We start from the raw sequence: 14,288 nt of genomic DNA, 5'->3' as shown, positions 1-14,288 counted from the left end.
TATTGTGAAAAGAAAGATACTTCATATAGTTGTATTTCTTTTTCTTGAGATAAAATGAACAATTATAGTAACAAGAATAACTATTCCTAAAAACAACAAACTCACTAGGAAACCGAAACGGGTTGTTTTTTGCAATAATGTTCCACTAACAGCTAATGCAATCATAATAAGACCAATAATACTTTTTATCTGCATCCAACCTTTGGGATTCATTAATTTCCAAAATGAAAGAAGAATTAAACTCCATGTATATAACAACATTAATCCAGCTGCAGTTGTTACATATTCATATATATTTTTGGGTAGGAATAAAGCACTAAGGATAGAAGCACCAAGTCCAATTATAATAAGAATTAAGGCTGGAAAAGAGATGTTTTTTTTATTTTTTTTAGCAAACATTGCAGGTGCATCTCCCTCTTCAGCTAAATTCATTAATACACTTGTCACTGCAAATAATGAACCAACTAATGTTGAAAAACCCGCTAAAATTAATACCACATTTAAAATAAATGGCACGTACGGCAAATTATAATCTTGTAATGCTATTACAAAAGGACTTTCTTTCGTATTAAACTGGTTTAATGGAACCATCATAATTGCCAACCCTAAAGAGACTACGTAAATAATCGTTAAAATCATTAACATTACTCTTCCTGATTTCTTTGCATCTTTAGGGTCTTTAAGCCTTATTGTCATTAACCCCATAATTTCAATTCCTCCAAATGCATAAAATGCATAAATTAGAGAGGACCATGTGCCTTTTAATCCATTTGGAAACCAATCTTTAAAATTCCGCGGAATTTGTGCTTTATATAAACCACCCTTTATAAATCCTAAAATAACCAAAATAGCAATTACAATAAACCCCATAATAGCAGCAATCTTTATAATAGCCATCCATTTCTCTAAACGTTCGAATATTTTTACCCCTATAAAAATAATTAATATAGCCGCTACTCCATATATAGTAGCAAATATCCATAATGGTATTTTAGGAAACCAGTAGCGTGAAAAGATTCCTAACGCACTTAACTGGCTACCCATAATAAGCAGTTCAGAACACCAATATGTCCATCCATGACTAAAACCCGCCCAATTTCCAAAAGCTTTTCTTGAATAAATGCGAAAAGATCCTTTTTGTGGATCTTCTACAGCCATTTTTGCCAATGCCTCAAATACAATATATGTAGTGAATCCAGTTAAAATAAGAATAAGAATAATTGAAGAACCACCTATTTTAATTCCTATACTAGATCCTAAAAAAAAGCCCGTCCCTATCGTACAACCAATCCCAATAAGTGAGAGTTGCCACCATTTTAAATCTTTTTTTTCTTTCGTTTCATTATTAACATCATGACAGGTCATATTACTATTCTCCTTTATTCATTTCGAGAATGTCCCTCATGATTACTTAAATACTTCTCAGCAAGCTTTTCAACAACATCAACGACATCATGAGCCTTTATTTTATGGTTTGCTACTCTTTCACTTCCTACAGAAATCTCAACTGTAAATAACGCTTCATATTTCATTTTTTCTGCCCCTTTCGCATCAAATATAACCTCTTATCTTTTATTTCACAAAAATTAATTATGTATTTAAAACCTCGAGAGTATAAAATTTAAACAAATAAATTCGAGTTATAGTTGTAAATCTAAAAAAATTCTAACGCTACTAAGCTTATTTACTAAAAAAATGTATGAGAAAGGAGAGACAGCATGCCTCTCCTCTATATCCATTTCGTATATAAAATTAACGAGTAACGCCACCGCCAAGTTGTTGCTCAGCTAATGATACAAGACGTTTTGTAATTTCACCACCAACAGATCCGTTTGCACGAGCTGTTGCATCTGCACCAAGTTGCACTCCAAATTCTTGAGCAATTTCATATTTCATTTGATCAAGAGCTTGTTCAGCGCCACGTACTAATAATTGGTTGCTGCTTCCACTGTTATTGTTTGACATGTTAATTCACCTCCTTCTTTCTTTAATATGTTAAATTACATGATAAAATATATAGTTAATTAATTGGTAATTACGACCACGAATTCAAAGGTATAATTGATGCTCTTTAAGCCCAAAATAATAGTGTATAGGAGAACGAAATATAACATACGTGCCATGGGATATCATAAATAGACCTCCATTACAATATAAAACGGGTTACGCTATATAAAAGCATAACCCGTTTTTAATGGAATGTTTTATTCAATATACTTTTAAATAGTGGAGGAAAAAAGATGAAACATATTGTTGCTTTATTAATTAAGTACACAGCGATAACTGCAGTATTGCTAATCATTCTCAGTATCTTTCAAGGCATTTCAATTCCTAAAGTATTATTAATTTCTCTTTTCCTTACGGGAACTGCCTATTTAATCGGAGATCTCTTCATTTTACCTAAATACGGAAATGCGATTGCTACAATGGCAGATTTCGGTTTAAGCTTCTTTGGAATTTGGTTATTAACATCCTTGTTTACTAATTTAGATGCTACTCATAATATTGGATTTTCTTCATTTTTAGCTGCTTTAATTATTGGCGGAATAGAAGTTTTCTTCCATATTTATATGCAGAAGTTAGTACTGCGTAATGACAATGAATTAAGAGAACATAATCATATTCACCATGATAAATACGCTATGGAGATATCAGATGAATATATGGATTCTTCCATAATAAATAAGTCCAAGCTTGAGGATACACCTAAAAAATAAAAAAGTGGCCAACGCCACTTTTTTATTTTTGTTTATTACGCTTGGTCAGAATTTCTTACATGTAATGGAGGTGGAACTACCCATCCCTTTTTCTTACTTAAACGTAGCAGAGTTACACCTGCCTGCGCTTTTTTCATATGAAATTGTCCGAATAGCATACCTACATCTTCTCGAAGACATTTTCCCATTACTTGACTACATGTCACAAGTCCAGCTGCTAATCCTGTAGAAACAGCTGCAGCAATTTCAACATCATTAATACGCGCTCCCGGAGGAATGTCTTCAATAGATGCAACTGGACGTTCTGGAGGCGCTGGCGGTAAAGCGACCCCATTAATCTTTAAAAGAGCTTTTAATTCTTCTATTTCCGAATTCATATCATTTTCAATTAAGCCTTCTAAAAACTTCTTCAAATCTTCATCACCTGTGTGATTCATAAACACTTGATGGCTTGCAATTGCACCCTGTGCAGCAAGAAGATAACTCCAAATGTCAAATACTTCTCCGTAATGTAAAGGTTCATTTTGAGGATTTCCACTTAATATACCCATTTTTAAATTCCTACCTTTCGAAAATATCATAATAAATATTGATTTCAATATTGAAATCAAATTTTTAAGTATGCTTTTTCCTGCAAAAGATTTTCTACTATGCATGGAAAACACCTTTCCAACACTGCGTGTTTATTGTTTAGGAAAGTAGTTTACAAATTAAATACTCAAAGATTATGAAAGAAGATTATCAATAATCTTTGAGTGAGAATCTGTTTAATATAAGGTTTTTTATTTTTATGAATACACAAAAGAAATTGATTTACATATTTGCTATATTTTAAGCTAATTTACTTAGCGGTTAGCTCTACCACCAAGTTGTTGTTCTGCCATTGCTACTAAACGTTTTGTAATTTCACCACCAACAGATCCGTTTGAACGAGCTGTTGTATCTGCACCAAGTTGTACACCAAACTCTTGTGCAATTTCATATTTCATTTGATCAAGAGCTTGTTCAGCGCCTCGAACTAATACTTCATTACGACTTCCACTATTATTTTTTCCCATATTGTTTCACCTCCGATGTTTTTAATATGCTACAAATTATGAAATAATAATTATCCTTTTTATGGAAATTAGATTATGAATAAAAATTGATTTTTTTCTTAAAGTAGGGCAAAACATATAAGAAAGAATAACTGATATAACATACTTTCATAACAACACTATGTATACTTTCTAATTCCCTTCAGTAAATAAAAGAAGGATTTCTATTTCACCAAGAGATTAAATAAAATTATGTTTTGAGACATAATTCAAAAGGAGATATGAGATGAAAGCTGTAACCTATCAAGGACCAAACCAAGTACAGGTTAAACAAGTGGATGATGCAAAATTAGAGAAAAAAGATGATATTATTGTAAAAATTACTTCAACCGCTATTTGCGGTTCTGATTTACATCTATATCAAGGCAACATGCCCTTACCTCAAGGATACATTATCGGCCATGAACCAATGGGAATCGTTGAAGAAGTCGGGCCAGATGTCACTAAAGTGAAAAAAGGCGATCGTGTTGTCATCCCCTTCAACGTTTCTTGTGGACATTGTTTCTATTGCCAACATGAAATGGAAAGTCAATGTGATAACTCAAACCCTCATTACGATTCTGGTGGATACTTTGGTTACACAGAGAAATTTGGTAATCATCCAGGAGGACAAGCAGAATATTTAAAAGTTCCATTTGGTAATTTTACTCCATTTGTTATACCGGAATCATGCGAACTTGAAGATGAATCCCTACTATTTCTATCAGATGTTTTACCAACAGCCTATTGGAGTGTAATAAACGCAGGCGTTAAGCCAGGTGATACTGTTATCGTCCTTGGTTGTGGACCTGTTGGATTAATGACACAAAAATTCGCTTGGATGCAAGGTGCTAAACGTGTAATTGCAGTGGATTACTTAGATTATCGGATGAATTATGCAAAAAAGATTAACAATGTTGAGGTATTTGAGTTTACAAAATTTCCAGATATGGGAGAACATTTAAAGGAAATTACACATGGCGGTGCCGATGTAGTCATTGATTGCGTGGGAATGGATGGAAAAAAATCGCCTCTAGAATTTCTGGAACAAAAATTGAAACTACAAGGCGGAACTCTCGGCCCTATTCAAATCGCTACGAAAGCCGTAAGGAAATATGGAACGGTTCAAATGACTGGCGTTTATGGTGGCAATTATAATGCATTTCCACTCGGGGCATTTTGGGTTAGAAATATTAATCTTAAAATGGGACAAGCACCTGTCATTCATTTTATGCCGGAACTATTTGAAAAAATAACAAATAAAGAATTTGATCCAAAAGAGATTATTACACACAAAATCCCCCTTGAAGAAGCGAGCTACGGTTATCAAATTTTTAATAATCGTGAAGATGATTGTATAAAAGTCATTCTGAAGCCTTGAAGCTACAATTCATTATTCTTAATGAAAAGATAAGATTACATTTCGTAATCTTATCTTTTTTTATTAAATGCTAAGTATCTATCCCCTATTTTCATCTCACATCTAAAATAGTTATTTTCAAAAACTTTGCATTTTGAGGTAATAAATAATTGGTAAAAACATGAATTAAAGTATTAAGTAACCAAATAGCGGACACGATAACAATGTTAACTAACTTAAAAGAGGTGTACTTCATGTTTTATTATAAAGAAGAACTGATTAATATTATCAAGCCAGACAAGCCAGATCCAGCTGCCGCAAAAGTTTTACAAGAAATATTAGGTGGGCATTATGGCGAAATGCGTACAATGATGCAATACTTCTTCCAAAGCTCAAATTTTAGAGGGAAAGAGAAGCAATATCGTGATTTACTTCGAGGTGTTTTTTTAGAAGAAATAAGCCATGTAGAACTTGTACAACATACAATTAATCAACTATTAACTGGATCTGGTGAACCTACACCAGGAAATGCAGGTGTTGACACAGCACCACTTGATGAAGCGGTTAAACATGCCAATCCTCATCACTTTATTGTAGGTGCTCAAAGTTCATTGCCCGTTGATGCAGCTGGCAACCCATGGAATGGATCTTGGGTATATAGCCATGGGAATTTAATTAGCGATTTATTAGATAACGTAGTACTTGAATCTACAGGTGTACTTCAAAAAACTAGAATTTATGAAATGAGTTCCAATCAAACTTTTAGAGAAACACTTGCATTTTTAATTGTACGTGATAATGCACATCAAAATGCTTTCGCAAAGGCTTTAGAGACATTGGGTGTTGAATGGGGGAAACTCTTCCCTGTGCCGAACTATGATATTAATAAATACCCAGAGTGCAGAAAGTATGTAGACATGGGATTCCATAACGCACAATTTAATTTTAGCTTAGATCCAACAAGAATGGGAGAAATATTCCAAGGTGAATCACCAAGTAGAAACAAAGGAACATTAGCAGTAACGGACCCGCCAAAAGGTTTTCCTGTACCAGAACTTCCTGAAATGCCAAATGAGCATAGTCCCGGATTAAAAGATATGGATCTTTAAGATCATTATGGCCAACTATTGATTCATGGTTGGTCATAGTTATTTATAAAGATTCATGTAAACTTGTTGTTAACATGATAAGATGTTTTAATAAATCCTCTTTATTTAAAAGTGATGTTGATTATATTGCTGCTCCTCTTAATTTTGTTTCTATGAACTATTAAACGCCACTGTTACTTACTTATAATCTCCCTACCTCTATTCACATATAAAATCCCTATATTGTAAACAAAGAGGAGGGACTTGTCCCCCCTCTTCTTTTAATTTTTCTTTAAAAGAGTTGCTCCTGCAATCCCTGGGTGTGTCATTTCGAATGGATCTAGAATTAACTCTAAGTCCTCTTGTGACAATACACCATTTTTCACACAAAGTTCTCGAACAGATTGCCCTGTCGCGATTGCTTCTTTCGCAACGCGAGCTGCTGCTTCATAACCGATATGAGGGTTCACGGCTGTAATAATTCCTACACTTTTCTCAACATACTCTTTTAAGCGATCTTCATTCGCTTCAATTCCTTTTAAGCAATTATCTGTAAAGGCACGGAAACCGTTATTCATAATGCTAATCGATTGCAGTAAGTTGAAAACAAGTACTGGTTCCATCACGTTTAATTCTAATTGTCCTGCTTCTGAAGCAAGGCAAATTGTATGATCATTACCTATTACTTGGAACGCAATTTGATTAATAACTTCTGGCATAACAGGGTTTACTTTCCCTGGCATAATAGATGAACCTGGTTGACGAGCTGGTAACATAATTTCTGCTAAACCAACACGTGGACCTGATGCCATTAAGCGAAGGTCATTTGCAATTTTAGACATATTCATCATACATACTTTCAGTGCTGCAGATACTTCAGTATAAGCATCCGTATTTTGCGTCGCATCTACTAAATCTTCTGCACCAACAAGCGGTAATTTACTGATTGCAGCTAAATGTTTTACAACTGCTTCAATGTATTCTGGATCTGCATTTAAGCCTGTACCAACTGCAGTTGCCCCCATATTTACTTCATATAAATGTTGACGCGATTGTTGAATTCGTTTCATATCACGTTCAAGTACGCGAGAGTATGCTTTAAATTCTTGTCCAAGACGGATTGGCACCGCATCTTGTAAATGTGTACGACCCATTTTAATAACATGGTCAAACTGTTCTGCTTTTAATTCAAATACATCATGCATATAACCCATCGTTTGTAATAAGCCTTCTAATGCATTTAACGTTGCGATATGAATCGCCGTTGGGAATGCATCGTTTGTTGATTGCGCCATGTTTACATGACTATTTGGACTAATATAATGATAGTCTCCCTTTTCCATCCCTAATAATTCAAGCGCACGATTGGCAATGACTTCATTTGCATTCATGTTCATTGAAGTACCCGCTCCGCCTTGGATTGGATCTACGATGAAATGATCATGCCATTTTCCATCAAGAATTTCTTGAGCAGCTTCTGCGATCGCGCCGCCCTTGTTCAATTCCAATCTTCCTACATCTGTATTCGCAAGCGCTGCTGCTTTTTTTACAATTGCGAACGCTCTAATTAAACTTTCATGAATTTTATACCCTGTAATCGGGAAATTTTCAACAGCGCGTAAAGTCTGAATTCCGTAATATGCCTCAATAGGTAATTCCTTTCCTCCCAAAAAATCATTCTCCACTCGCACGTTCTTGTTTGTCATTGCCATTTTAATTTCTCCCCCATATTAAATGTAAAACCTAAATAAATCATATGAAGTCATTACCAATCCTTATCAGATTTTATTGTTAAATCGTAGGCTAAAGGCTCTTCAATAATTTTTTTAATCTCTTCTAATTTATTAGTTTTCCCAAGCGCCCACATCAATTTTGCTATGATGGCTTCCGTATTCATATCTCCAGACAATATTACTTGATGTTGCGCCACTTTCCGTCCTACTTCATAGAGAAGTATGTCTTCTCCTTCTTCCAGGCATTGAGTAGTAATCACTACAGCAATCCCCATTTCAGTCAACTCTTGAATTTTCGAAAGCAAGTTCCTTCCTTCAAAAGGTAATCCACCGTTTCCAAAACTTTCAATAATAATCCCTTTATACAAATCTTTTAAACAATCAAATACCTCAGGCTTTGTACCTGGATACAATTTCATAAGAAAAACATCCGTACATAAATTAGTATTTATTGAAAGTTCACTATGTGAGGAAGTTGGCTTCCAATGATATTTCACTTCATCTTCATTTACCTCAGCAACATATGGATAATTCACACTTTCAAATGCATCATAACTTTTTGTTCGCATTTTAACTGCTCTCGTCCCAATAATCACCCTACTATCAAAAACAATAAACACACCGCCAACATCCTCACAGGCAAACCTAAGAGCATCAGCTACATTTTTCTTTGCGTCTGTCTTTTTAAAACTAATAGGTACTTGTGAACCTGTTAAAACAACTGGTTTTCTTAAACCTTGCAGCATATAAGATAACGCAGAAGATGTATAAGCTAACGTATCCGTTCCATGTGTAATCACAAACCCGTCATAGTCATCATAGTGATTAAAAACAGCATTAGCTATTTCTTTCCAGTGCTCAGGTTGCATATTGGTACTATCAATATTCATTAAGATTTTGCAATCTATTTCTAAGTTTCGAGAAGACTTCGAAAAATAATTCAATAATTCCTCAGCGGACAATCCTGGAACAAGCCCCTCATTCCCCTCCACAGATGCAATTGTCCCACCAGTTGCAAGTAATAAAATTTTCTTCATACACAACCCCTCCATAAAATAAACAACGATATATCGTTCGCGTAATGCGTATTTATATTTATCATTATAGAACTTAATTTGAATTAATCAAGATTTTGTATTCAATACGCGTACTTTTTTTCTATTCTTGATTCTTTTTCTATGTTATAATTAATTTAATAAAATTAGATGGGGTATGAGACGAATGCTGGAACGTTTATCTAAATTAAGAAAAAATCAAAAATGGTCCTTACAAGAGACAGCAGATCGACTTGGGATTGCGAAAAGCACCTATGCCGGGTATGAAAATGGTTATAGATTACCTTCATTACAATCTTTATCAAAAATAGCCGATTTATTTGATACATCTGTAGATTATATATTAGGTCGAATTGAACATTCACATCAAAACAAAGATGTAATTGATATTACAAGACTCCTAAACGATCCAGATCCAACACTTTTAATAGATGGAGAAGCACTGTCAACAGAAGAGATAATAGATTTTATTGCTTTTGTGAGAAGTAAACGAGAACTAAGTTCCAAGAGAATAGAAAATATTGAACCAACATGTAAAAGTTGATTCAATAAAAAACGAAGACACTGTACTCTTTAAACTCAGAAATACTTAGACAATTAATTTGCAAACGGTTTATATAATGAATTCTTAGCAGCTGGCCTCACTCGGGGACTTATACTTGGAAACAATCCCATTGGTTATATGATTCAATTATTTTTCATCATTTGTGTAGTGGTAGCAGCTATTTCCGGAGGTTTCACATCCAATAAATCAATTATCATGAAACAAAGATTTCTCGCTATTTTAGCGTTGCTTGCCCTTTTATCTGTCATATAGAACTAAAACTTTTCAATAAAGGAACTCACTTTTGAAGAATACGCCATTCTTTCTGTAAATTTATAAGAAAGAATGGCGTTTTTGTATGTCTATTTCTGTATCGAAAGAATTTGAAAGTATAACAGAATTTAAACAAGAATTAGCAAAGTATATAAAATACTATAATCATGAAAGAATCAAGGAAAAATAAAAGGAAATGAATCCAGTATTGTACTAGGCTCATTCCCTAGAGGCTACTTAATAAACCGACCTTTCTAACTTTCGGGGGCACAGTCTAGTTGAAGTGCTACAAGCAACGAATTTACCACTTTAAAGTTAAGTGTTTAACCTTGAAGTACTTAAATTCTTTTTTCCAGACAAAGCATACATTATATCTTGATGCTTTATTGTCCTCTTATAATTATGTGGTATCGGGAATTTGTTTCGGTGTTCTTTTATTATAATTATGATTACTATAAGTGATAAAGCTACAGGTATAAAAACGATTAACAAAACATCTTAATGTTTATGAAATTCTTTGTTAATCGTTTCTCTTCTCCCTAATCTCCTGCGAGACTATATTTTTTTGTTGAAATTTACCATATCTTATTTGATTTATTCTGTAACACCAGATTGGGTTACTTTTACATCAGCTGTTACACGAAAACGTAAATGTTTATAGGATTCTTCCCATTCTTGACTGTTCCATTTTCTTACGTGAGTTCTACCAAGCTTTCTAAGTCCTATAGGATCTGTGTCTTTTTTAATAAATCTCTTTATCAATGTAGTTGCTTTTTTTTCTATTTCTTTTTCCATAATTTTTTCTAATTTTTTTATTTCTTTAGGATTATCTAGATTTTTTGTTTTTGTAAATTCTTGAATTTCAGCTTTAACTTGAATATGAGCATTTACGAATGGATGCTTACTATTCCCCTCCATCTTATATTTTGTTCTAGCTTTTATATTCTCTATCGTGGCGTAAGTATTTGAGGAACCAGGTAGTTTGAATTGGTATGTACCTTGTTTAAAATTATCTGTCAACAATTTAAATACAAATAAATCTTTAGGGTTTACTTTATCAACCATTTTACATCTTTTAAAAAGTGCTATTCCATCTAACTCCAACACATTACCTTTTTTAGATATTATCGGTAAATATGAATCTCTCGCATCATCATTAAGTTGGTTTAAAAACATAAAAAAATTTGTTTTTGGCTGCGTTCCATTATCCATATTTTGCTCCAGTAAAGAGGATAGATAGGAAGCAATTTCTTTTTCTTCAGAATAATTCCCCTTTAATAGTGATTCCCCTTTTACATTTGTAATTGCTAAATAAATTGCATTTCCTACACTAGGATTTCGGTTCAAAGTCTCTAAAATTTCCTGCATTCCCTTATCAATTATTTTTTCATTAAATATAATAACACGCAATTGCCCCAACTCTAGAGGTCCAGAAGATTTTTCGGATGCTCTTGCAAGAACTTCTCTACCAGTCTGGCCTGATGCTGAATAGATTTTCGTTTCACCTTCCCCGCCTCCTTTATAAGCTGAAATCGCAAAGGTTCCTTTTAGCTTACCTTTTGCTTCGGTATCATATGCCGCAACTTGAACTAAGTCAATGTCATCCACAATTTTCGTTTTAGCACAACCTATTAAGAAGACACTTACTATAAGGAAAAGTATCCATCGCTTCATGTTTATCTCCTTAACTTTATTTTGGCGGTTTGAATTAGCCATAATATAGGTAGGTATACATATATATATACAAAGCCAATTTGACCTGTCCAAGTATTTAATAAGTTAATTTTATTACGGTTATTCAAGAAAAATGATAAAACAAAGATGAACAGGATGATAACTGGCAAAACATATTTTTGCTTTATTCCCAGTGCCTCTTTTATACCACGACTTACTCCCCATAATGTAAAGGAAACATTGGGTAATATAAAAAAAGCCCAAACAGAAACAATAATGTATTCAAACCGCTCTATAAAGGGAAATTGTATAATTTTAATCATGCTTAAATATGCCCATATCGCGCTCGCTAGTTGTTTTTCACTAAAAAACGCAAGAGTTAAAATCATAAGGTATGTGTAGACAATAGTCGTTACTAAATTTGCATAGTGCGCATATTTTTGAGAGGTTCTTGCCTTTTTAATAAATGGGTAGTACAACAATAACATTTCAAATCCAAAAAAACTAAACATATTTCCTTTCATTCCTTTCATGATTTCTAGGAATGAATGCTGTGCAATTGGAAATAAATTCTGAAAATCTGCATACTGCAAAGGATAAAAAAATGTGAAGATTAGAACGCTTGGGATAACGATTCCAAAGAAGCCAATTCCGGCAACTACACGAAATCCTCCAGTCACAATGTAATAACATAGACCCAAAAAAGCCCCTGCTATAATCCAAGATGAAATGGAAGGAAACATCCAAACATGTACTACTTCGATATAAGTATGTAGTGTTGTTGCACCTAACAATACAATATAGGATAAAAAAATGAAGTTGAACAATCCACCAATCCATTTTCCAAGTACGTCTTGATTGATTGCAATGATATCTCCATTACCCTGATTTAAAATCTGATATATAATCCAAATCATAAGATTAACAGATATTCCAAAAAGCAGCGTGCTAATCCACGCATCATTTCCAACTAATTTTGCACTAATCCTTTCAAAACCAAGCATACCAACCCCCATCTGTATAGTAATAATTAAAAAAAACACCATATATGGAGAGACTTGATACTCAATTGGGATCTGTTTCATAATGCTCCTCCCTGTTAATTTCAATCATCAAAATCATTTCGTGATTTAATTTTATTTTTCTCTACCTCTTCTGGATTAAAACGAAAACGCTGTTTAGATCTTGAAAAAATAGGACGTCGAAACATCGCTGAGATCGGCAAACGGATAATGCTGTCTTTCCAATCTGTAGGGCGTGTAGGATAAAAAGGAAACAAATAAGGACGTCTTAATGATTCTGTACGTAATAAACGTGCTAAAAGCAAAGAGCTTGTTAAAACAATTCCTAATAAACCCAACAGGTGTGCAGATATTATAAAAGGAAAACGAATTACTCGAATTGTATTACCAATTCGATATATTGGTGCTGTAAATGAGCTAAGCGCTGAAAGTGCAACAATAATAATAAGTACATTACTTGTAAGACTTGCCTCTACAGATGCCTGTCCAATTACAATACCACCTACTATACCGACAGTTAGACCCACTTTAGTTGGTAAACGTGCCCCCGCTTCTCTCAGTAATTCAATCGTTATTTCTAAAAAAAGCGCTTCAATTAATGGAGGAAAAGGTACTTTACTTCTCGATATGATTAACGTTTCAAGAAGTTCTTTTGGAATAAGCTCGTAATGATATGTTAAGATTGCAACATATAATGGAGTCGTTAAGACAGAAAACATAAAAGCAAAAAGCCTTAATAGACGAAAAAAAGAGGCAATAATCCAAGGCATGGTGTAATCTTCTGTCGTAGAAAAAAAGTCAATTAATGTTGTTGGAAGAGTGATTGCATAAGGTGAGCCATCTACAAAAAGTGCAATTTTCCCTTCTGCCAATACAGCTGCTACACGGTCTGGTCGTTCTGTATTCAAAAATTGAGGAAATATAGAATTCGGGTTGTCTGCAATTAACTGCATCAAATACGTGCTATCCAAAACGTGGTCTGTTTTTATTAGACTCACCCTTTTTATAATTTCTTGTAGATTTTGATCATTTACAATTCCCTCAATATATACAATCGCAACGGTTGTGTTAGATAGAGAGCCTACTTTCAATTCCTTCATTTGTAAATAAGGTGTTGGAAGCTTTCTACGTACTAAATTTAAGTTTACATCTAAATCTTCAACAAACGCGATTTGTGGACCCACGATATTGTATTCAATTTCAGCTTTTGTAATATCTCTTTTTTCTTTCTTTGCCACATTGATTAACAAGCCATTTAATTTATCTGTATCGAACTGAATAAGTATATAGCCGTTTAAAATACTATCCTGAATATCTTCCATTTGATTTGTTATTTTTGAATTTTCAAAGGGTAAGACAGACCGAATATCTTGTAATGAATCGAAGCTCTTCTCTTTTATATAAGTTAAAACCTCTTCATGAAATATATTTACATCGATTAAGGTTCTAAAATATGAAATGACTATAGAGGATTTGTTTGAAGCGATCTCCAACGTTATAAAATCTTTAGATTTTTTTAGTAATTGCATTAATTCCTGCAAAGATTTTATAGAGTGAACAGGTACTTTTTCATGTGGTTTCAATTGATAATACCCTTCCTTTCAAAAAGAACCTATATATAGTTTTTAGAAATTTCTATTTTAAAAATGAGGGATATTTATATGTCAATATGCTCATTAAAAATAATACCTTTTTAACTAACTTAACCAAAATTAGTTAAAAAATGTATTACAAGTAAAAATTTGA

Annotated in this window: 14 protein-coding genes and 2 pseudogenes; 6 read left to right on the top strand and 10 right to left on the bottom strand. The window is 33.4% G+C overall.

Features of this window, described 5'->3' with window-relative positions:
• Nucleotides 1–21 precede the first annotated feature (21 nt).
• From ACTFP3_RS11430 to ACTFP3_RS11420, 3 genes are all read right to left on the bottom strand, one after another.
• Nucleotides 22–1,365, bottom strand: coding sequence for an amino acid permease (locus tag ACTFP3_RS11430; RefSeq protein ID WP_242284651.1), 1,344 nt, complete (start codon nt 1,363–1,365; stop codon nt 22–24).
• A 14-nt stretch (nt 1,366–1,379) separates the two neighbouring features.
• Complete coding sequence (locus tag ACTFP3_RS11425) at nt 1,380–1,532, bottom strand: hypothetical protein (RefSeq protein ID WP_006920787.1); 153 nt, start codon at nt 1,530–1,532, stop codon at nt 1,380–1,382.
• A gap of 220 nt (nt 1,533–1,752) precedes the next feature.
• Nucleotides 1,753–1,965, bottom strand: a complete 213-nt coding sequence (locus tag ACTFP3_RS11420; protein ID WP_000069660.1) for an alpha/beta-type small acid-soluble spore protein — start codon at nt 1,963–1,965, stop codon at nt 1,753–1,755.
• A 275-nt stretch (nt 1,966–2,240) separates the two neighbouring features.
• Between ACTFP3_RS11420 and ACTFP3_RS11415 the strand changes: the two genes are divergently transcribed.
• Nucleotides 2,241–2,717, top strand: coding sequence for a YndM family protein (locus tag ACTFP3_RS11415; protein ID WP_326036680.1), 477 nt, complete (start codon nt 2,241–2,243; stop codon nt 2,715–2,717).
• A gap of 35 nt (nt 2,718–2,752) precedes the next feature.
• Here ACTFP3_RS11415 and ACTFP3_RS11410 read toward each other — a convergent pair whose 3' ends face one another.
• Together ACTFP3_RS11410 and sasP are read right to left on the bottom strand one after the other, a co-directional pair.
• A complete protein-coding gene (locus ACTFP3_RS11410; protein ID WP_001986359.1) occupies nt 2,753–3,268 on the bottom strand; it encodes a DUF3231 family protein in 516 nt (171 codons plus the stop codon).
• A 294-nt stretch (nt 3,269–3,562) separates the two neighbouring features.
• Complete coding sequence (gene sasP / locus ACTFP3_RS11405) at nt 3,563–3,775, bottom strand: small acid-soluble spore protein, SasP family (RefSeq protein ID WP_000517671.1); 213 nt, start codon at nt 3,773–3,775, stop codon at nt 3,563–3,565.
• Nucleotides 3,776–4,040: 265 nt separating this feature from the next.
• On the opposite strand from sasP, the gene ACTFP3_RS11400 reads away from it, so the two are divergent.
• The gene (locus tag ACTFP3_RS11400; protein WP_000649085.1) at nt 4,041–5,174 is read left to right on the top strand and encodes a zinc-dependent alcohol dehydrogenase; all 1,134 of its coding nucleotides are present in this window, start codon (nt 4,041–4,043) and stop codon (nt 5,172–5,174) included.
• Nucleotides 5,175–5,407: 233 nt separating this feature from the next.
• Complete coding sequence (locus ACTFP3_RS11395; protein ID WP_000500358.1) at nt 5,408–6,262, top strand: manganese catalase family protein; 855 nt, start codon at nt 5,408–5,410, stop codon at nt 6,260–6,262.
• Nucleotides 6,263–6,522: 260 nt separating this feature from the next.
• Here the strand turns inward: ACTFP3_RS11395 and aspA are convergent, their stop codons facing one another.
• Both aspA and ansA read right to left on the bottom strand, forming a co-directional pair.
• The gene (gene aspA, locus ACTFP3_RS11390) at nt 6,523–7,953 is read right to left on the bottom strand and encodes an aspartate ammonia-lyase (protein WP_103597424.1); all 1,431 of its coding nucleotides are present in this window, start codon (nt 7,951–7,953) and stop codon (nt 6,523–6,525) included.
• A 53-nt stretch (nt 7,954–8,006) separates the two neighbouring features.
• Nucleotides 8,007–9,011: an asparaginase gene (gene ansA, locus ACTFP3_RS11385; protein WP_000722302.1), complete on the bottom strand. Its 1,005-nt coding sequence runs from the start codon at nt 9,009–9,011 to the stop codon at nt 8,007–8,009.
• 184 nt (nt 9,012–9,195) lie between these two features.
• On the opposite strand from ansA, the gene ansR reads away from it, so the two are divergent.
• The 3 genes and pseudogenes from ansR to ACTFP3_RS11370 all read left to right on the top strand — a co-directional run.
• Nucleotides 9,196–9,573 carry an HTH-type transcriptional regulator AnsR gene (gene ansR, locus ACTFP3_RS11380; RefSeq protein ID WP_000893569.1) on the top strand — a complete coding sequence of 126 codons (378 nt, stop codon included), beginning with the start codon at nt 9,196–9,198 and terminating at the stop codon, nt 9,571–9,573.
• A 57-nt stretch (nt 9,574–9,630) separates the two neighbouring features.
• Nucleotides 9,631–9,846: pseudogene (locus tag ACTFP3_RS11375) on the top strand (DUF1304 domain-containing protein); the annotation flags it as partial.
• Between the two features lie 103 nt (nt 9,847–9,949).
• A pseudogene (locus tag ACTFP3_RS11370) lies at nt 9,950–10,036 on the top strand (IS3 family transposase); the annotation flags it as partial.
• Nucleotides 10,037–10,440: 404 nt separating this feature from the next.
• On the opposite strand, the gene ACTFP3_RS11365 reads toward ACTFP3_RS11370, so the two are convergent.
• The 3 genes from ACTFP3_RS11365 to ACTFP3_RS11355 are packed head-to-tail and all read right to left on the bottom strand — an operon-like array spanning nt 10,441 to nt 14,125.
• Entirely contained in the window at nt 10,441–11,520 is a 1,080-nt protein-coding gene (locus tag ACTFP3_RS11365) for a Ger(x)C family spore germination protein (RefSeq protein ID WP_000832874.1), read from the bottom strand.
• Between the two features lie 2 nt (nt 11,521–11,522).
• Nucleotides 11,523–12,605, bottom strand: a complete 1,083-nt coding sequence (locus ACTFP3_RS11360) for a GerAB/ArcD/ProY family transporter (RefSeq protein WP_152122699.1) — start codon at nt 12,603–12,605, stop codon at nt 11,523–11,525.
• A gap of 20 nt (nt 12,606–12,625) precedes the next feature.
• On the bottom strand, nt 12,626–14,125 hold the full coding sequence (locus ACTFP3_RS11355; protein ID WP_000802295.1) for a spore germination protein: 1,500 nt from the start codon (nt 14,123–14,125) through the stop codon (nt 12,626–12,628).
• Between the last annotated feature and the right edge of the window lie 163 nt (nt 14,126–14,288).

Origin of the sequence: Bacillus cereus group sp. MYBK5-2, assembly GCF_051915685.1 — a bacterium.
In the GTDB taxonomy this organism is placed as follows: Bacteria; Bacillota; Bacilli; order Bacillales; family Bacillaceae_G; genus Bacillus_A; species Bacillus_A cereus.
The sequence above is the reverse complement of the archived record's forward strand: the minus strand, read 5'-3'. Positions and strand labels throughout refer to the sequence as shown.

Bases quoted from the DNA above. Each gene is read 5' to 3' on its own strand.
- ACTFP3_RS11430 (WP_242284651.1), bottom strand. From the start codon at position 1,365: ATGACCTGTCATGATGTTAATAATGAAACGAAAGAAAAAAAAGATTTA.
- ACTFP3_RS11425 (WP_006920787.1), bottom strand. From the start codon at position 1,532: ATGAAATATGAAGCGTTATTTACAGTTGAGATTTCTGTAGGAAGTGAA.
- ACTFP3_RS11420 (WP_000069660.1), bottom strand. From the start codon at position 1,965: ATGTCAAACAATAACAGTGGAAGCAGCAACCAATTATTAGTACGTGGC.
- ACTFP3_RS11415 (WP_326036680.1), top strand. From the start codon at position 2,241: ATGAAACATATTGTTGCTTTATTAATTAAGTACACAGCGATAACTGCA.
- ACTFP3_RS11410 (WP_001986359.1), bottom strand. From the start codon at position 3,268: ATGGGTATATTAAGTGGAAATCCTCAAAATGAACCTTTACATTACGGA.
- sasP (WP_000517671.1), bottom strand. From the start codon at position 3,775: ATGGGAAAAAATAATAGTGGAAGTCGTAATGAAGTATTAGTTCGAGGC.
- ACTFP3_RS11400 (WP_000649085.1), top strand. From the start codon at position 4,041: ATGAAAGCTGTAACCTATCAAGGACCAAACCAAGTACAGGTTAAACAA.
- ACTFP3_RS11395 (WP_000500358.1), top strand. From the start codon at position 5,408: ATGTTTTATTATAAAGAAGAACTGATTAATATTATCAAGCCAGACAAG.
- aspA (WP_103597424.1), bottom strand. From the start codon at position 7,953: ATGGCAATGACAAACAAGAACGTGCGAGTGGAGAATGATTTTTTGGGA.
- ansA (WP_000722302.1), bottom strand. From the start codon at position 9,011: ATGAAGAAAATTTTATTACTTGCAACTGGTGGGACAATTGCATCTGTG.
- ansR (WP_000893569.1), top strand. From the start codon at position 9,196: ATGCTGGAACGTTTATCTAAATTAAGAAAAAATCAAAAATGGTCCTTA.
- ACTFP3_RS11365 (WP_000832874.1), bottom strand. From the start codon at position 11,520: ATGAAGCGATGGATACTTTTCCTTATAGTAAGTGTCTTCTTAATAGGT.
- ACTFP3_RS11360 (WP_152122699.1), bottom strand. From the start codon at position 12,605: ATGAAACAGATCCCAATTGAGTATCAAGTCTCTCCATATATGGTGTTT.